Below are 16,533 nucleotides of genomic sequence, written 5' to 3' on the forward strand. Positions count from 1 at the left end.
TTCAGTCATTTTGGATAAACAGCGATGAAAAACGCCGCGAACGGAGCCGTTTCAACCACGCCGTACGATAGTTTGCACGTTTGCGCCCCACAATCGCAGGCGTTGGTGAACCAATTGTTAACCCGGAAATTCCACCAACAATATGGCATATTTAGCCAGCCTATTGCTATTATGACAGAGAAAACATACAACGCATGTGAGGGTTAAAAGTGTTGACGGGATAGATGCCCGCCGGCTGCCAATCGAAAAAGACGCTGGCGCTGCACATCGGGCAATCATCTGCCGTCGTTACATTTATCCTGAAACTCGATCAATTCCGGCCGTGGCCGGAGACCTACCCGGTGGCACTGCCACCGCCGCTCTGAGGAGAGCAAATTCATCGGACCCCAAGGGGTCTATATATTATTGTCGTTCCGCCTGGCCAATGATGTCGCAGCAGTTTTCACATGAACCGGATACCAGGAGCAGGCCAAGCGCCTCGCCGTCGGTCCGGATGCTGCCAGTTTACAGAGGCCCGGGTGGAGACTTCATTTCCGGCACATCCTTGCACTCATATGAAAGGCTCGTCCGTGTGGCGGGCCTGTTCTCGTATAAAACAAGGCTGCGCCGAGGAGCACAGCTTACATGGCAGACAAAATGCTTATCGACGCCTCCCACGAAGAGGAGACACGCGTAGTCGTTGTCCGTGGGAACCGGATCGAAGAATTCGATTTTGAATCGGAGCACAAAAAACAAATCCGCGGCAATATCTATCTTGCCAAGGTCACCCGCGTTGAGCCCTCGCTTCAGGCGGCTTTCGTGGACTACGGTGGAAATCGCCACGGCTTTCTCGCTTTTGCGGAAATCCACCCGGATTATTACCAGATCCCGCTCGCTGACCGACAGGCACTGCTGAAAGCAGAAGCCGAGGATCATCGCCGCAGCGACGATTTCGAATCCGCCGACGCTCCCGAGCCAGCCGCCCCCATGATCGACCTTTCGCAGGTGGACCAGCCCGACGTCGGCATCGTTTCGGCGCCCGAAGTGGCCGAAACCGTGGCAGCCGAAGAAGCAGCCCCGGTTGCGGAAACGGTTTCTGAAGAAGCAGCCGTCGAGGTTGTCGCCGAAGAAGCGCCCGCCGAGGAAGAAAAGCCGAAGAAGCGCGTCCGCCGCCCCCGCGCCAAGAAGAAGACCGCCGAAGAAGAGGCTGCAGCGGTTGATGCATCTGAAGCGTCATCCGAAGACGACGGCAGCACCGGCGGCGACATGGCCGCCATGGTTGATGCCGATACGATTTCCGAGGAAGTCGAAGGCCTTCGCCGCGGCAATGACGATGATGACGACGATGATGACGATCATCACGAAAAGGAAGTCATCGAATCCGTCGGCGCCGAAGACGCCATGGAAGAGGTTCCGGATCGGGTTGCCCGTAAGCCGCGCAAACAATATCGCATCCAGGAAGTCATCAAGCGCCGCCAGATCCTTCTGGTACAGGTCGCCAAGGAAGAACGCGGCAACAAGGGTGCCGCACTCACCACCTATCTGTCGCTGGCTGGCCGTTACTCCGTGCTGATGCCGAATACGGCGCGGGGCGGCGGTATTTCCCGCAAGATCACCCAGCCGACAGACCGCAAGCGCCTCAAGGAAATCGCGCGCGATCTGGAAGTGCCGCAGGGCATGGGCGTCATTCTGCGCACCGCCGGTGCCAACCGCACCCGTGTCGAAATCAAGCGCGACTTCGAATATCTGATGCGTCTGTGGGAAAACGTCCGCACGCTGACGCTGAATTCCACCGCTCCCTGCCTCGTTTACGAGGAAGGCTCGCTGATAAAGCGTTCGATCCGCGACCTTTACAACAAGGATATCAGCGAGATCATCGTTTCCGGCGAAGAAGGCTATCGTGAAGCAAAAGACTTCATGAAGATGCTGATGCCTAGCCATGCCAAGGTGGTTCAGCCTTATCGCGACATTCACCCGATCTTCTCGCGCTCCGGCATCGAAGCGCAGCTCGACCGCATGCTGCAGCCCCAGGTGACGCTGAAGTCCGGTGGTTACCTCATCATCAACCAGACCGAAGCTCTGGTTTCGATCGACGTCAACTCAGGCCGTTCGACCCGCGAGCACTCCATCGAAGAAACCGCGCTGACGACCAACCTGGAAGCGGCAGAAGAAGTGGCGCGCCAGCTGCGTCTGCGCGACCTTGCCGGTCTTGTCGTCATCGACTTCATCGACATGGAAGAAAAGCGCAACAATCGCGCTGTCGAGAAGAAGCTCAAGGATTGCCTGAAGAACGACCGGGCCCGTATTCAGGTCGGCCGCATCTCGCATTTCGGCCTTCTGGAAATGTCTCGCCAGCGCATCCGCGCTTCGGTGCTGGAATCGACCACGCAGGTCTGCCAGCATTGCGGCGGCACGGGCCACGTTCGCTCGGAATCCTCCATCGCCCTGCATGTGCTGCGCGGCGTCGAGGAATATCTGCTGCGCAACACCACCCACAATATCACCGTGCGGTGCACGCCGGAAACGGCGCTCTACCTGCTCAACCACAAGCGTGGCACGATCGTCGATTATGAAGGCCGCTTCGGCGTGTCGATCATCATTGCCGCCGACTCCGGCGTCGGCGCCCAGCATTTCGCGATCGATCGCGGTGATGCCGTCGAAAATCCCGTGAAGATCGAAAGCCTCATTCAGATGCTGCCGAACTTCGTCGAGGAAGAAGACGATTTCGTCGCTGAAGTGGAAGAAGACGAAGACGAGGAAGAAATCGTCAAGTCAGAAAGCGCCCAACCGCGCCAGCAGCCGCAGGGCGACAATGGCGAGGAAGGCAAGCGCAAGCGCAAGCGTCGTCGCCGCCGTCGTGGCAAGGGTGGCCAGGGTGACCAGAACGGCACTGTCGATGCCCAGTCCGGTGATGCGGACGGCGATGATGCCGAGGGTGACGATGACGGTATCGAAGCGGATGACACCGGCGCTGATGCCGAGAACGGTACGGCGGAAGCAGCAGGCTCCGATGAGGACGGCAAGCGCAAGCGCCGCCGTCGCGGCAAGCGGGGTGGCCGCCGCAACCGTGCCGAGGACGAGGCTCTTGACGGAATTGAGTCTGCCGATGATGAAGCTGAAGGCGAAGAGGTCGCTACTGCGGCTGCCGTCGCTGAAGAGCCGGCTGCTGCCGAGGTCGTGGAAGGCACGGTTGCTGATGTAGCCGTCGTTGCTGACGAGACCGCGCCGAAAAAGCCGCGCCGCACCCGCAAGGCCAAGGCCAAGACGGAAACCGAAGAAGCGCCCCAGGCCGAAGCTGTCGAAACGGTAGAGCCGGTGGTCGTTGAGACGACTGTCGTTGATGTCGCCGTCGAAGAAGCAGGCGAAGCCTCTGCCGACGTTGCACCGGAAGCGGAAGCGCCGGTAAGTGAAGAGAAGGTTCGCGCGAACCGGGGCAACAATGTCTCGAGCTCCGAACCCGTCGTCACGTCGTCCGCGCCAGAGGGCGATGAGCCGAAGCCGCGCAAGGGCGGCTGGTGGCAGCGCAAAGGCTTCTTCTAAGCGAAGAAAAACTCCATAAACGACGCCCGCAACATCGTTGCGGGCGTTTTGCTTTGCGGGTAGCGGAGTGTGATGTTGCCGCTGCTCCTATGCTTTCCAGCCTGGAACGAGGCGGCAAGCGGATGAGAAGAGCCCATCTCTTCCGCCACTCCGGGCTTGAGCCGGAATTTCGCGGACGCGCGCCTGCGCCGCTTAAACCGAGCGCGTCAGCCCTCCGTCAACCCGGATATTCTGGCCGGTAATATACCCTGCTCCTCCGGATGCGAGAAATGCCACCGTGGCAGCGATTTCCTCGCTCTTGCCGTAGCGCTGCATCGGCACAGATTCGCGGCGCTCCTCCGTTGCCGGCAAACTGTCGATCCATCCCGGCAGAACATTGTTCATGCGGACATTGTCGGCCGCATAGGTATCGGCAAAGATCTTGGTGTAGGAAGCGAGGCCCGCGCGGAAGACGGCGGAGGTCGGGAACATGCTGCTCGGTTCGAATGCCCATGCCGTCGAGATGTTGACGATCGCGCCCGCCTTCTGCTTCACCATGACGGGCGCGATTATCCGCGTCGGGCGAATGACGTTCATCAGATAGACGTCGAGACCGGTGTGCCATTGCTCGTCGGTGATGTCGAGAATAGCGGCCCTCGGACCGTGCCCTGCACTATTGACCAGTACGTCGATGCGGCCGAATTTCTCGAGCGTCTGATCCGTCAGCCGCTGGAGATCGTCATTGGACTGGTTGGAGCCTGTGACACCGATACCGCCCAGCTCCTTCGCCAGCGCCTCCCCCTTGCCGGAGGAGGACAGGATCGCAAGCCTGTAACCATCCGCGGCCAGACGTTTCGCCACGGCAGCACCCATGCCGCTGCCGCCTGCCGTTACAATAGCCACTTTTTCTGTCGACATTGCTATCTCCTCGTTTGATCGGGGTGCCCCGCACCACATGGCTCATCTATAACGGGTTTCAACGAGGAGTTCGAACCAGAATGGCTTGCAGCGGCATGCAGAAAAACTGATGCGTGCAAGGCCAACCCTAGTCCGCACTCCCCACCAGATGGGCCTTGCGGCTGTCGACAGGCGCTTCCTGTCGCTCCGCCAGACCATAATCGCGGATCACATGGGCGATACGAAGCCGGTAATCAGAAAAGGTGCCGGACCGTCCGAGCACCTGCGCCCGGCGGTGTGAAGGCCGGTTGCGCCAGGCCATCACCGCTGTTTCGTCCCGAAAAAATGAAAGGGAGAGCATCTTTTCGGGATTACTGATGCTCTGAAATCGTTCGACTGACACGAAGCCATCGATGTCTTCTAGCTCGGCGCGCAGGCCTGCTGCTATATCCAAATAGTGCTGCTTTTCGCCGTCGGCCGGCCAGACCTCAAAGATGAAGGCGATCATTGTCCGCCTCCGCCGTGCGGGCCAGAGGCAAGGCGCAGAAACAGGCGATCCTCGCGTCGGATGAACCGTTCCCGGCGCGCGAACTCGTAATTCTCCCGCCCGACGGGATCAGCAGCAAGCCGCGCCCTGTAGGCTTCGTAGGCGGCAAGGCTTTCAATATTGTAGACGCCATAGGCAATCGTGCTCGATCCTTCCTTTGGCGCAAAATAACCGATGAGATCGGCCCCGCAACGCGGGATCGCCTCGCCCCAGTTGCGGGCATAGAGGTCGAAGGCATCGACCTTGAAGGGGTCGATCTCGTAACGAATGAAACACGTCAGCATCATTTCTCTCCTGATGTTATACGCCACCTGTTTACCCTGTTGCGACACGTCAATGCTTCGGCTACCATCGAAGCATGAAAGACGGACCTCTTATCGCCAATGTCGCTGCGCTTATAGGCGACCCCGCCCGTGCCAACATCCTGACGGCACTGATGGATGGACGCGCGCTGACGGCGAGTGAACTTGCAGAAGCCGCCGGCGTGACGCTGCAAACCGCCAGCGGGCACCTTTCCAAGCTCTCAGATGCGCAATTGCTGAAGGCGGAAAAACAGGGGCGTCATCGCTATTTCCGTCTCTCTGACGAAGATGTGGCGCAGGTGCTGGAAGCCTTGATGGGGCTTGCGCAGCGCACAGGCGCGGTTCGCGTCCGCACCGGACCGAAGGACAAGGCGCTGCGGGAAGCGCGCATCTGCTACGATCATCTGGCCGGGGAAAGCGGCGTGGCCCTGCTTGCGGCCATTACCGCCAGAGGATTGGTAACCTCAAGTGATGACCCGGCCCTGACGGACGAAGGGCGTGACTTCTTCTCCAGCTTCGGCATCGATTTTTCGCCACTCGAAAAGGCACGCCGGCCAGTGTGCCTGCATTGCCTTGATTGGAGCGAGCGCCGCCATCATCTCGGCGGCGGGCTGGGTGCCTCTCTCCTCGACGCCATGCAGCAGCGCGACTGGCTGCGGCGCGGAAACGGTCGCGTACTGACCTTCACCGCAGAAGGCGAAAAGGCCTTTGTCAGCACCTTCGGCTGCACGCCCGCCTGATGGCGTGAGGAGGCGGGTGTTGCGGGTTTATTTCAACCAGCCGGCGATCCGTCCCACCGCCTCTGCAATGTCAGATACCGAACCCGCATAGGAAATGCGTAGCGCCCTGTGGCCCTCTTCGGGATCGAAATCCATACCCGGTGTCGCAGCCACGTCGATTTCCGCCAGCATGCGCTTGGCAAAATCCATGCTGTCATTGGAAAAGCGGCTTGTATCGACATAGGCGTAAAACGCGCCATCCATCGGGGACGCCAGCGGCAGGCCTATTTCCGGCAGCCGCGCCATCAGGAAATCGCGGTTCGTGCGATAGCTTTCCCTGTAGACATCAAGCTCCTCCGCGGCCGAAAAGGCGGCACATGCCGCGAGCTGAGAAAGTTCCGGTGCCGAAATATAAAGGCTCTGGGCAAGACATTCGACAGGGCGAACCAGATTCTCCGGCAGCACCATCCAGCCGATGCGCCAGCCGGTCATGCAATAATATTTGGAGAAGGAGTTGATGATGACGGCTTTGTCGGTGATCTCCACCGCGCTTGTCTCTTCTCCGACAAAGGTCAGGCCGTGATATATTTCGTCTGAAATGAAGGCCATGTCGCGGCTGTCGCAATAGCTGGCGAGCCGCTTCAACGCTTCGCGTCCGGTGACCGTGCCGGTCGGGTTCGCCGGGCTTGCCAGAAGCACGCCCTTCAGTTTGCAGCCCGCCCGGGTTTCCGCCCGTTCGAGGCTTGCGGGTGTCAGCGTGTAGCCGGTTTCTGCCGTGACCGGAACTTCCACCACGTTAAGGCCGAGCGCTTTCAGAATATTGCGATAGGCGGGATAACCAGGCCTTGCGATGGCGACGTAGTCGCCAGCGTCGAACAAACTGAGGAAGGCAAGGTTGAAGGCGGCTGATGAGCCTGTCGTCACGGCAATGCGCGCCGGATCGATCGCGACCTGATGGCGCAGACGGTAGTGGCCGGCAATCGCTTCACGCAGCTCGCGCAGGCCGAGCGCGTCGGTGTAACCGATCCGCCCGTGTTTCAGCGCGTCTTGCGCTGCTGCCAGCGACGCTTTCGGTGCCGGATGGGACGGCTGGCCGACCGCCATGGAGATGACGGGACGTCCCGCCTGCCTGCGCCTGTTCGCTTCCGCCAGAATATCCATGGCGTGAAAGGGTTCGACTGCGCTCCGCTTCGATATCGTAATCAAGGGCATGCTCTTTCCTGAACCGTATTTCGCAGACTTGCAGCAGAATCACAATCTTCACAATCGTGAGACCATAATGCGGACAAGTATTTTTGCCGTATGGCATTTGGCTTAAAGTAAGGTAATTGCCTTCATAAGATTCCAAGAGGCTCCGGCCGCATAGAATGAGGACCGATATGGCGCATTTTCTCCGTTCCACCCTTCTTGCCAGCGTGACGGCCCTTTCAACGGTATTCGCCTCCCTGCCCGCCCATGCGCTCGATGAGCAGCAGAAGAAGGAAATGGGCGAGTTCATCAAGCAGTATCTGATCGAGAACCCTGAAATCATGCTGGAGGTTCAGGACGCGCTTGAACGCAAGCAATATGCGTCGCGCAACGCCAAGGCTGCGGAAGCCGTTGCCGAGAACAAAAAGGCGATCTTCGAATCGAAATACGACCTCGCGCTCGGCAATCCCGATGGCAACGTCACACTCGTTGAGTTCTTCGATTATAATTGCGGCTACTGCAAACGCGCCATGGGCGACATGGACAACATCCTGAAGAGCGACAAAAAAATACGCGTCGTGCTGAAGGAATTTCCGATCCTCGGGCCGGAATCCGTCGCTGCCCATCGCGTGTCGAACGCCGTGAAGCTGCTTGCGCCGGCAAAATATCCGGAATTCCAGCGCACGCTGCTTGGCGGTCGTGGACGCGCCAATGAGGACAGCGCGATGGAAGTCGCGACTTCGCTTGGCCTGAAGGAAGCCGATATCCGCAAGTCCATGGCGGAAAACCCCAATGATGCGCAGGTGCAGGAAACCTACAAGCTGGCAAACAACCTCGGCATTACTGGAACGCCCTCCTACATCGTTGGCGACGAGGCTGTCTTCGGCGCTGTCGGTGCGGACCCGCTCAAGGAAAAAATTGCCAATATGCGCAGCTGCGGAAAAGCCACCTGCTCCTGATTCAGACTAAACCGCGTTCATTGCCTGTGAGATACGGAGCACCCCCTGCGCTTTAAGGCTTGCAGGGGCTTTTCCTTAAAGGCTGCGCAGTCTATAGGTGTCGCTGATTTTCTTATGGAAACGCGAATGAGCAACATCATCATCGTCATCAACGGCCCCAATCTCAATCTGCTGGGAAAACGGGAACCGGGTATTTACGGTGGCAAAACGCTGAAAGACATAGAAAACGATTGTGTGAAGGCCGGTGCCGAACTCGGCTTTTCGGTGGAGTTTCGCCAGTCCAACCACGAAGGTGTGCTTGTGGACTGGCTGCACGAGGCGGGCGAACGGGCAGCGGGCGTTGTGATCAATCCCGGCGCTTACAGCCACACCTCGATCGCGTTGCACGATGCCATCCGCGCAATTCCTGCTCCGGTCGTGGAGGTGCATATCTCCAACATCCATGCACGGGAAGAATTCCGTCACAAATCGATGATCTCGCCCGCAGCCAAGGGCATGATCTGCGGTTTCGGACCATATGGATACGTCATGGCGCTTCATGCGCTGAAGAACATCACGGCATAAAAAGAAACAAAGAATAGGGTTTGTCATGTCTGAAAAGAAACAGGGTATCGACAAGGAACTGATCCGCGAACTCGCGAATATCCTCAACGATACCGACCTTTCGGAAATCGAAGTGGAGCAGGACGACCTGCGCATCCGCGTTTCCCGCGCCGCTCCCCCAGCGACGGTCTATGCCGCAGCACCGCCCGCTTACGCCCCCGCTCCGGCAGCAGCCCCTGCCGCACCGGCAGTCGCGGCCCCTGCTGCGCCGGCAGCCGCCGCAGCACCGGCACGCAACCCGGCCAACACCGTGTCTTCGCCCATGGTTGGCACGGTTTATCTCTCGCCCGCCCCCGGCGCCCGCCCCTTCATCGAAGTGGGTGCGACTGTGAAGGAAGGCCAGACGATCCTCATCGTTGAGGCCATGAAGACCATGAACCAGATCCCGGCCCCGAAGTCCGGCAAGGTCGTGGAAATCATCGTCAACGACGCTCAGCCCGTGGAGTATGGCGAAGCCCTCGTGGTCATCGAATAAAGGCGGTTCAGCATGGTTTCGAAGATCCTCATAGCCAACCGCGGCGAGATTGCGCTGCGCGTTCTGCGCGCCGCCAAGGAGCTTGGCATTCCTACGGTGGCCGTACACTCCACGGCCGACGCGGATGCCATGCATGTGCGCCTTGCCGACGAGAGCGTCTGCATCGGCCCGCCGCCTTCGCGTGACAGCTACCTCAACATCCACCAGATCGTTGCGGCCTGCGAAATAACAGGTGCGGACGCGGTTCACCCCGGTTACGGCTTCCTGTCGGAAAACGCCAAGTTCGCCGATATTCTCGACGCGCACGGTATCACCTTCATTGGACCGACCGCCGAACATATCCGCATCATGGGCGACAAGATCACCGCCAAGCAGACGGCGCAGGAACTCGGCATTCCCGTGGTTCCCGGTTCCGATGGCGAAGTGAAGCCTGAAAACGCGCTGGAAATCGCGCGCATGATCGGCTTCCCTGTTCTCATCAAGGCGACGGCGGGCGGCGGCGGTCGCGGCATGAAGGTGGCGAAGACCGAGGCCGATCTGGAAGAGGCCGTTGCGACTGCCCGTTCCGAAGCGGCAGCAGCATTCGGCAACGACGCCGTCTATATGGAAAAATACCTCGGCAAGCCGCGCCATATCGAGGTGCAGGTTTTCGGTGACGGTGAAGGCAACGCCATTCACCTCGGCGAGCGCGATTGCTCGTTGCAGCGCCGTCACCAGAAGGTGCTGGAAGAAGCCAACTCTCCGGCTCTGACGGTCGAACAGCGCATGAAGATCGGCGAGATTTGCGCGAGCGCCATGCGCAAGCTGAAATATCGCGGCGCCGGCACCATCGAGTTCCTGTATGAAAACGGCGAGTTCTACTTCATCGAAATGAACACGCGTCTGCAGGTGGAGCATCCGGTGACGGAAGCGATTACCGGCATGGATCTCGTGCAGGAACAGATCAGGGTCGCTTCTGGCCAGGGGTTGTCGGTGACGCAGGCGGATATCGAATTCCATGGCCACGCCATCGAATGCCGTATCAATGCCGAAGACCCGCGCACCTTCGTTCCCTCTCCGGGCACGCTGACCTATTTCCACACGCCGGGCGGCCTTGGTGTGCGCGTCGATTCGGGCGCCTATCAGGGCTACAAGATTCCGCCCTATTACGACAGCATGATCGGTAAGCTCATCGTTCACGGCCGCGACCGTGACGAGTGCATTCGCCGTCTGCGTCGGGCGCTCGACGAGTTCGTCGTCGACGGCATCAAGACCACGCTGCCGCTTTTCCAGGATCTTCTCCAGAACGAGGATATCCTGAAGGGTGATTATGATATTCACTGGCTGGAAAAATATCTGGCCGGTGACGCGTCTCACTAAGACGATATGGCTGGGCGGCGCGGCAGAAATAACGACATAACGGTCGACATTCTGCTGCGCGCCTACGCCGCCGGCCTGTTTCCCATGGCCGACTCGGCCGATGACCCCGAGCTGTTCTGGGTCGAGCCGGAAATCCGCGGTATTATTCCCCTCAACGCTTTTCACGTTTCCAAGAGCCTCGCCAAGGCGATGCGAAAGAAGCCGTTCGACATACGCTTCGACACTGCCTTCGAAGCGGTCATGGCGGGATGTGCTGCCGAAGCGCCGGATAGGCCGAGCACCTGGATCAACGCCACCATCCGCAAACTCTATACCGAGCTGCACCAGATCGGCCACGCCCACAGCGTCGAGGCCTGGGAAGGCGATGAGCTTGTCGGCGGGCTTTACGGTGTCTCGCTGGGGGCTGCCTTCTTCGGCGAGAGCATGTTTTCCCGCCGCACCAATGCGTCGAAGATTTGCCTCGTGCATCTGGTGGAAAGGTTAAGAGCTAGTGGTTTCGTGCTGCTCGACACGCAGTTTACGACCGAGCATCTGAAGACATTCGGTGCGATCGACGTGCCGAAGCTGGAATATGCGAAAATGCTGGACCTCGCCGTCAACCGGCCAAGCCTGCGATTCTGAAAACTTTACGTAAGGTTATTTGCTTGCCGTTGAGGGAGCGGGAACGTCCGAATCCTGCTTGCAGCCCGTCAGCCACACGTCGTAGATCGGGTGCTCGACAGCGTTGAGGCCGGGGCTATCAGCGAACATCCAGCCGGTAAAAATCCGCTTGATCTTGCGGTCGAGGGTGATCTCATCAACCTCGACAAAAGCATCGATCTTTTGGGTTTCCGTCTGATCACGGGAATAACAGACTTTCGGCGTGACCTGAAGCGCGCCGAACTGCACGGTCTCATCGATATAGACGTCGAAGGAGGTGATGCGGCCGGTGATCTTGTCGATGCCGGAAAAGACGGCAACGCGGTTTTCCAGACGGGCGGCGGAGACGGGTGATACGAGGAGAACAGCAGAGACCGCTGCAAACAGCGAGACTGTCAGCGCACGCAAAGAACGATCCCGCGTGAATTTCCTCATACGATATGTCTCCAAATATTTGCCTGTGTCGAACCGCCGACCGGATCAACGCCTAAGGGCGGAATGTGGCAAAAACCGGTGAGGCCGGAAGTAGGCGCGGCGTTTTGCACAACACCGCGCGTCGCGATAACTCAGTTGCCGGGTGTCCAGGCGTCGTAGTCGCCCGTCACGCGCGGGCGCTCGCCGGCAACGGCCAGCGACCCTTGAGGGCGATAGGCCTTCGACGAACCGGTGAGGTTCGGCTGGTGAGGCTTCTGCCAGTCGCGTGCAGCGTAGCTTTCCTGGCTCGGCGGCACGTCGGTGCGGTAATGCATCCAGCCGTGCCAGCCGGAAGGAATGGCCGAGGCTTCGGCATAACCGTTGTAAATCACCCAGCGGCGCGGCATGCCCCAGGAGGTGGTGCCGCCTTCGTAATAGGTGTTACCAAACTCGTCCTGCCCGACCTTCTTGCCGAAACGCCAGGTGTGAAATCGCGTTCCGATCGTCTGGCCGTTCCACCAGGTGAAGATTTGCGTCAGGAGAGTCTTCATTCTACGTTCCTCGGGCTTGAATGCACCGCAGCGATTTTCCATGCACGGCACAAGACATGCTTATGCCGCCCCTCACGCCAATTGTCCAGCATTTCGAGATATATCCGCGCTATTTCAGCGTCATCCTGAAGCCAAGATGCCGCTTCTCGAAACCCAGCCGCTCGTAGAAGCGATGCGCATCGAGCCGCGCCATGTTGGAGGTGAGCTGCGCGGCTTTCAGGCCCTGCCGGCGGGCCTCATCAAGACAATAGTTGATCATCACCGCGCCAATGCCGCGACCGCGCATATCGGCGCGTGTCTGCACCGCCTCGATCACCATCGACTTCGCCCCTCGCCCAACGAGCTTGGTGAGGATCGCCGTCTGAAAGGTGCCGACCACCTCGCCATCCAGTTCGGCGACGTAAAGCGTTTCGCTCGGGGACGCCTCGATTGCCCGGAAGGCGGCAAGATAATCGGGCTGTGCCGATTCGTCGGCCGTATCGCCGTGGCCGCCGATCTCGTCAGCGGCAAAAATGGCGGCGAGCGCCGGCAGATCGTCTTCACGGGCCGTTCGAATTATCAGATTTTCCAAGGTCGCATTCATCGGGTCAGGCTCTTTTCCATCACGATGCCGGGCAACCCCTCGATACCCGCCATGCGCTCGATTCGGTCCACCTCGACAAATCCGACTCCTTCATAGAAGTTGATTGCGACAGTATTTTTAGGCTCAACCTCCAGCCGCATGATTTCCGCGTCGGGAAAGCAGGTTTCAAGCTCCGCGAAGAGATCGCGGCCGACGCCCTGACGCTGAAGATCGGGCGCAACGTAAAGCTGGTGCAACAGCGCCGTCTTCGCCATCTTGGTCGACATGGAGCCGTAAGCCATGCCGCCGATCCGCTTGCCGTCATCGGCAACAAGGAACTCGCCACCCTTCTTCTCGACGCGGTCTTTCATGGCCTGCGGCGAATGCCAGGCTGCGATCAGCTCATCGACCTTTTCCGCGCCGTAGATCGCGTCATAAGTGGCGTGCCATGTCGTCGCGAGCAGCGACCGGACCGGCTCGATGTCACGCAGGCTGGCTGTGCGGATGAAAAACATGATCTGGCTCCGTCTTGAAACAGAAATGCCGGGCGTCGATCCCGGCAGAAGTGATGTCAGTCGCCCTTACTGGACGTCATCCTCGGCTTGTACCACTGTGTGGCTTAATCGCGAATAGTCTGGGCTTGCGTCATGCCGGACTTGATCCGGCATCCAGCCGACGCGCGTCTGCGCGCCAAAAAGAGTCTTCTCAGCCCAAGGACTTGGGCTGGCTGGATCCCGGCTCAAGGCCGGGATGACGGAACCTCTCTGCCGTTACTCGAGCAGGAAGCAGCCTTCGCTTACTCTTCCTCAATACCAAGTTTCGCCTTCACGAGCGCCTGCACCGCCTGCGGGTTGGCTTTGCCGCCCGTCGCCTTCATCACCTGACCGACGAACCAGCCGGCGAGTGTCGGCTTTGCCTTGACCTTCTCGACCTGATCCGGGTTGGCGGCGATGATCTCGTCGACGGCCTTTTCGATGGCGCCGGTATCGGTCACCTGCTTCATGCCGCGAGCTTCGACGATCTCAGCCGGATTGCCGCCCTCGTTCCAGACGATCTCGAACAAATCCTTGGCAATCTTGCCGGAGATGGTCTCAGCCTTGATGAGATCGATGATGCCGCCAAGCTGTTCGGGTGACACCGGAGTCGTCTCGATGTCTTTGCCAGACTTGTTCAGCGCGCCGAGCAGGTCGTTGATGACCCAGTTGGCGGCAGCCTTCGGATCGCGGCCGGCAGCGACGGCTTCGTAATAATCTGCAATCGCCTTTTCTGAGACCAGAATCGAGGCGTCATAGACCGAGAGACCGAGATCGGCGACGAAACGGGCCTTCTTGTCGTCAGGCAGTTCCGGAAGATCGACCTTCAGCGCCTCGACGAAGGCATCGTCAAACTCCAGCGGCAACAGATCCGGGTCGGGGAAGTAGCGGTAGTCATGTGCATCTTCCTTGGAGCGCATGGACCGCGTCTCGCCCTTGCCGGGATCGAACAAGCGGGTTTCCTGATCGATGACGCCGCCATCTTCCAGAATGGCGATCTGGCGACGCGCCTCATATTCAATCGCCTGACCGACGAAGCGGATGGAATTGACGTTCTTGATTTCGCAGCGCGTGCCGAAGCCTTCGCCCGGACGGCGCACGGAGACGTTGACGTCGGCGCGCATCGAGCCTTCGTCCATGTTGCCGTCACAGGTGCCGAGATAACGCACGATGGAGCGCAGCTTGGTCAGATAGGCCTTCGCCTCATCCGACGAGCGCATGTCTGGCTTCGACACGATTTCCATCAGCGCCACGCCCGAACGGTTGAGGTCCACGAAAGACATGGTCGGGTGCTGGTCATGCATCGATTTGCCGGCATCCTGTTCCAGATGCAGGCGCTCGATGCCGATTTCGATATCCTCAAAGTTGCCCTGGCGGTCGGGACCGAGCGAAATGGTGATGGTGCCCTCACCGACGATCGGATCCTTGAACTGCGAAATCTGGTAGCCCTGCGGCAAATCCGGATAGAAATAGTTCTTTCGGTCGAAGATCGATCGGTTGTTGATCTTTGCCTTGAGACCGAGACCCGTGCGGACCGCCTGCTTCACGCATTCCTCATTGATGACGGGCAGCATGCCGGGCATCGCGGCATCGACCAGCGACACGTTGGAATTCGGCGCATTGCCGAAGGTGGTGGAGGCGCCGGAGAACAGCTTGGAATTAGAGAGAACCTGCGCATGCACCTCCATGCCGATCACGATTTCCCAATCGCCGGTGGCGCCGGGAATGAAGCGTTTCGGGTCGGGGGTGCGCACGTCTACAAGGGTCATCTGAAGCTCACGATATACGGGTTCTTTGGCCTTGGTGGGTAGAACAAATGGAGCGTGGGCGCAAGACATGTTGCGCCCCGTCACGCCCGGCTCACGATTTTCGAGAGTGCCGGTTACGCGTTTTTTATGCTTATGGGTTTCAAATCACGCCATGCAAACGATCGCTCTCTGCTTTCTCGCTTATCTCGCCTTCAATCTCTTCGTCTTTCTTGTCTACTGGTGGGACAAGGAAGCGGCGAGACGTGGCGGGTGGCGTATCCGGGAAAGCACGCTGCTTTTGCTCGCGCTCGTAGGCGGCAGTGCGGGCGCTATCTCGGCGCAAAGCTTGCTGCGGCATAAAACACGCAAGGAGCCATTTCGTAGCAAGCTGACATCGATCGTCATATTGCAGGCGGGCCTCGTCGCGTCGCTCCTCATCACGCCGGACTGGCCGATGCGGCTGATCGCCACTCTACGAACCATGTCTCAGAACGCCGGTCCGTAAAGCCCGCTCTCGACCTCGGCCAATTGTTTCTGAAGACCCACCGATTGCACCTCACGGTCCAGCTTCGGCGCATAGGAAACAGATAGCCAGCGAACGCTATATCCGTGGTGACGAAAAAAGGCGACGGCCGGTTCATTCTGGGCGTGTGTCTCAAGCCGGATTGTCTCGAAGCCCCTGTCTTCTATCAGTCGTTCGACATCTGCGAGCAGACGGCTGCCGACGCCTCTTCGCTGAAAATCCGGATCGATCCAGAAATCGGAAATAGCATCGTCAAAATGCTCCCGCGCGGCCCACCCCGCGACCGAGCCGCCCAGCTCTGCCACGCGGATGGCAAGCCACGACGAGCGGGTGAAGTTGGAAAAGGCGCTGGCCGCATTGTCGTAAAGCGTGGGCGTGATGCCAAGAGCCGCGGTCGCCTGCCGCCATGCCCTGATGCCGATGGCCGCCAGCACGTCCGCTTCCTGCTCATGCGCGTTGCGAATGACGATCAAGCCGCGCCCTCCTTGGCCGAGAAAATTAAACCATTGCGCGTGTGATTCGACCAGCACGCTTTCGCTTGCTTTCATCTGACTTGACCGCATGGGGCCTGCCCGCTATCCAGAACCGGTAAGAACGGAGTTTTTATGTTCGCTCAATCGGAGTCCCGGTAAAGGCCCTGCCCGCAAGTTTCTTGCGCGCCGGGCCATATGAAACCGAGCCGGCTGCCTCTAGGCACCCGGGTTTGTTTTCACGCGTCTTCGTAACGCCGACCGGACTTCCAAAAAATGGACATTTCCCGCGCAGAACAGCGCATTCTTCACCTGCTCGCCCAGGGCGGCAGAATTGAACTCGTTCGAGACGATGCCCGCAAAATCGAAAAACTCTCGCTTTTTACGCGCGAGGGCTGGATTTTCAGCGGCCTCGATCTCCTCACCTTCCGTAAGCTGAAACGCAAGAGAGCCATCGCCTCCTGCGGCGGCAAGCCCTACCGGATCACGTCCCGTGGGCTGGAACTCGTACGGGGTGAGCTGGACAACCGATAAACCGACCGGGCG

19 protein-coding genes are annotated in these 16,533 nt (G+C 59.3%); 9 read left to right on the top strand and 10 right to left on the bottom strand.

What is annotated here, in order from left to right:
- Positions 1-624 precede the first annotated feature (624 nt).
- Positions 625-3,519 (top strand): ribonuclease E/G, encoded by a 2,895-nt coding sequence (locus FS804_RS03095; protein ID WP_144574614.1) that lies wholly within the window; start codon positions 625-627, stop codon positions 3,517-3,519.
- A 192-nt stretch (positions 3,520-3,711) separates the two neighbouring features.
- On the opposite strand, the gene FS804_RS03100 is transcribed toward FS804_RS03095, so the two are convergent.
- From FS804_RS03100 to FS804_RS03110, 3 genes are all read right to left on the bottom strand, one after another.
- Complete coding sequence (locus FS804_RS03100) at positions 3,712-4,416, bottom strand: SDR family oxidoreductase (protein WP_144574617.1); 705 nt, start codon at positions 4,414-4,416, stop codon at positions 3,712-3,714.
- A 127-nt stretch (positions 4,417-4,543) separates the two neighbouring features.
- Entirely contained in the window at positions 4,544-4,903 is a 360-nt protein-coding gene (locus FS804_RS03105) for an antibiotic biosynthesis monooxygenase (protein ID WP_144574619.1), read from the bottom strand.
- On the bottom strand, positions 4,900-5,226 hold the full coding sequence (locus tag FS804_RS03110; protein ID WP_063951150.1) for an NIPSNAP family protein: 327 nt from the start codon (positions 5,224-5,226) through the stop codon (positions 4,900-4,902). The genes FS804_RS03105 and FS804_RS03110 overlap by 4 nt, the downstream gene beginning before the upstream one ends.
- 74 nt (positions 5,227-5,300) lie before the next feature.
- Between FS804_RS03110 and FS804_RS03115 the strand changes: the two genes are divergently transcribed.
- A complete protein-coding gene (locus tag FS804_RS03115) occupies positions 5,301-5,984 on the top strand; it encodes a helix-turn-helix transcriptional regulator (RefSeq protein ID WP_063951151.1) in 684 nt (227 codons plus the stop codon).
- A gap of 27 nt (positions 5,985-6,011) precedes the next feature.
- On the opposite strand, the gene FS804_RS03120 is transcribed toward FS804_RS03115, so the two are convergent.
- Entirely contained in the window at positions 6,012-7,169 is a 1,158-nt protein-coding gene (locus FS804_RS03120; RefSeq protein ID WP_063951387.1) for a pyridoxal phosphate-dependent aminotransferase, read from the bottom strand.
- A gap of 173 nt (positions 7,170-7,342) precedes the next feature.
- On the opposite strand from FS804_RS03120, the gene FS804_RS03125 reads away from it, so the two are divergent.
- The 5 genes from FS804_RS03125 to aat all read left to right on the top strand — a co-directional run bounded on the left by FS804_RS03125 (position 7,343) and on the right by aat (position 11,168).
- Positions 7,343-8,110, top strand: a complete 768-nt coding sequence (locus tag FS804_RS03125; protein ID WP_144574621.1) for a DsbA family protein — start codon at positions 7,343-7,345, stop codon at positions 8,108-8,110.
- Positions 8,111-8,236: 126 nt separating this feature from the next.
- Complete coding sequence (gene aroQ / locus FS804_RS03130; protein WP_144574624.1) at positions 8,237-8,674, top strand: type II 3-dehydroquinate dehydratase; 438 nt, start codon at positions 8,237-8,239, stop codon at positions 8,672-8,674.
- 25 nt (positions 8,675-8,699) lie between these two features.
- A complete protein-coding gene (gene accB, locus FS804_RS03135) occupies positions 8,700-9,188 on the top strand; it encodes an acetyl-CoA carboxylase biotin carboxyl carrier protein (protein ID WP_063951154.1) in 489 nt (162 codons plus the stop codon).
- A 12-nt stretch (positions 9,189-9,200) separates the two neighbouring features.
- The gene (gene accC, locus FS804_RS03140; protein WP_144574626.1) at positions 9,201-10,547 is read left to right on the top strand and encodes an acetyl-CoA carboxylase biotin carboxylase subunit; all 1,347 of its coding nucleotides are present in this window, start codon (positions 9,201-9,203) and stop codon (positions 10,545-10,547) included.
- Positions 10,548-10,553: 6 nt separating this feature from the next.
- Entirely contained in the window at positions 10,554-11,168 is a 615-nt protein-coding gene (gene aat / locus FS804_RS03145) for a leucyl/phenylalanyl-tRNA--protein transferase (RefSeq protein ID WP_144574629.1), read from the top strand.
- 15 nt (positions 11,169-11,183) lie between these two features.
- Here the strand turns inward: aat and FS804_RS03150 are convergent, their stop codons facing one another.
- The 5 genes from FS804_RS03150 to gatB form a co-directional block, all read right to left on the bottom strand.
- Positions 11,184-11,621, bottom strand: coding sequence for a DUF2155 domain-containing protein (locus tag FS804_RS03150; protein ID WP_063951157.1), 438 nt, complete (start codon positions 11,619-11,621; stop codon positions 11,184-11,186).
- Between the two features lie 131 nt (positions 11,622-11,752).
- Complete coding sequence (locus FS804_RS03155) at positions 11,753-12,151, bottom strand: NADH:ubiquinone oxidoreductase subunit NDUFA12 (RefSeq protein WP_144574632.1); 399 nt, start codon at positions 12,149-12,151, stop codon at positions 11,753-11,755.
- 109 nt (positions 12,152-12,260) lie between these two features.
- Entirely contained in the window at positions 12,261-12,734 is a 474-nt protein-coding gene (locus FS804_RS03160; protein ID WP_144574637.1) for a GNAT family N-acetyltransferase, read from the bottom strand.
- Positions 12,731-13,228 (bottom strand): GNAT family N-acetyltransferase, encoded by a 498-nt coding sequence (locus FS804_RS03165; protein WP_063951159.1) that lies wholly within the window; start codon positions 13,226-13,228, stop codon positions 12,731-12,733. The genes FS804_RS03160 and FS804_RS03165 overlap by 4 nt, the downstream gene beginning before the upstream one ends.
- A gap of 281 nt (positions 13,229-13,509) precedes the next feature.
- Complete coding sequence (gene gatB / locus FS804_RS03170; RefSeq protein ID WP_006698017.1) at positions 13,510-15,015, bottom strand: Asp-tRNA(Asn)/Glu-tRNA(Gln) amidotransferase subunit GatB; 1,506 nt, start codon at positions 15,013-15,015, stop codon at positions 13,510-13,512.
- Positions 15,016-15,166: 151 nt separating this feature from the next.
- Here gatB and FS804_RS03175 point away from each other — a divergent pair, with 151 nt between their 5' ends.
- Positions 15,167-15,499: a DUF1294 domain-containing protein gene (locus tag FS804_RS03175; RefSeq protein ID WP_144574640.1), complete on the top strand. Its 333-nt coding sequence runs from the start codon at positions 15,167-15,169 to the stop codon at positions 15,497-15,499.
- On the opposite strand, the gene FS804_RS03180 is transcribed toward FS804_RS03175, so the two are convergent.
- On the bottom strand, positions 15,481-15,990 hold the full coding sequence (locus FS804_RS03180; protein ID WP_144574643.1) for a GNAT family N-acetyltransferase: 510 nt from the start codon (positions 15,988-15,990) through the stop codon (positions 15,481-15,483). The two genes, FS804_RS03175 and FS804_RS03180, sit on opposite strands and share 19 nt — an antisense overlap.
- Before the next feature lie 273 nt (positions 15,991-16,263).
- Here FS804_RS03180 and FS804_RS03185 point away from each other — a divergent pair, with 273 nt between their 5' ends.
- A complete protein-coding gene (locus tag FS804_RS03185; RefSeq protein ID WP_063951161.1) occupies positions 16,264-16,521 on the top strand; it encodes a YjhX family toxin in 258 nt (85 codons plus the stop codon).
- The last annotated feature ends 12 nt before the right edge of the window (positions 16,522-16,533 follow it).

It is taken from the genome of Agrobacterium sp. DE0009, assembly GCF_007680755.1.
Classification (GTDB): Bacteria; Pseudomonadota; Alphaproteobacteria; order Rhizobiales; family Rhizobiaceae; genus Agrobacterium; species Agrobacterium tumefaciens_B.

Bases quoted from the DNA above. Each gene is read 5' to 3' on its own strand.
- FS804_RS03095 (WP_144574614.1), top strand. From the start codon at position 625: ATGGCAGACAAAATGCTTATCGACGCCTCCCACGAAGAGGAGACACGC.
- FS804_RS03100 (WP_144574617.1), bottom strand. From the start codon at position 4,416: ATGTCGACAGAAAAAGTGGCTATTGTAACGGCAGGCGGCAGCGGCATG.
- FS804_RS03105 (WP_144574619.1), bottom strand. From the start codon at position 4,903: ATGATCGCCTTCATCTTTGAGGTCTGGCCGGCCGACGGCGAAAAGCAG.
- FS804_RS03110 (WP_063951150.1), bottom strand. From the start codon at position 5,226: ATGCTGACGTGTTTCATTCGTTACGAGATCGACCCCTTCAAGGTCGAT.
- FS804_RS03115 (WP_063951151.1), top strand. From the start codon at position 5,301: ATGAAAGACGGACCTCTTATCGCCAATGTCGCTGCGCTTATAGGCGAC.
- FS804_RS03125 (WP_144574621.1), top strand. From the start codon at position 7,343: ATGGCGCATTTTCTCCGTTCCACCCTTCTTGCCAGCGTGACGGCCCTT.
- aroQ (WP_144574624.1), top strand. From the start codon at position 8,237: ATGAGCAACATCATCATCGTCATCAACGGCCCCAATCTCAATCTGCTG.
- accB (WP_063951154.1), top strand. From the start codon at position 8,700: ATGTCTGAAAAGAAACAGGGTATCGACAAGGAACTGATCCGCGAACTC.
- accC (WP_144574626.1), top strand. From the start codon at position 9,201: ATGGTTTCGAAGATCCTCATAGCCAACCGCGGCGAGATTGCGCTGCGC.
- aat (WP_144574629.1), top strand. From the start codon at position 10,554: ATGGCTGGGCGGCGCGGCAGAAATAACGACATAACGGTCGACATTCTG.
- FS804_RS03150 (WP_063951157.1), bottom strand. From the start codon at position 11,621: ATGAGGAAATTCACGCGGGATCGTTCTTTGCGTGCGCTGACAGTCTCG.
- FS804_RS03155 (WP_144574632.1), bottom strand. From the start codon at position 12,151: ATGAAGACTCTCCTGACGCAAATCTTCACCTGGTGGAACGGCCAGACG.
- FS804_RS03160 (WP_144574637.1), bottom strand. From the start codon at position 12,734: ATGAATGCGACCTTGGAAAATCTGATAATTCGAACGGCCCGTGAAGAC.
- FS804_RS03165 (WP_063951159.1), bottom strand. From the start codon at position 13,228: ATGTTTTTCATCCGCACAGCCAGCCTGCGTGACATCGAGCCGGTCCGG.
- gatB (WP_006698017.1), bottom strand. From the start codon at position 15,015: ATGACCCTTGTAGACGTGCGCACCCCCGACCCGAAACGCTTCATTCCC.
- FS804_RS03175 (WP_144574640.1), top strand. From the start codon at position 15,167: ATGCAAACGATCGCTCTCTGCTTTCTCGCTTATCTCGCCTTCAATCTC.
- FS804_RS03185 (WP_063951161.1), top strand. From the start codon at position 16,264: ATGGACATTTCCCGCGCAGAACAGCGCATTCTTCACCTGCTCGCCCAG.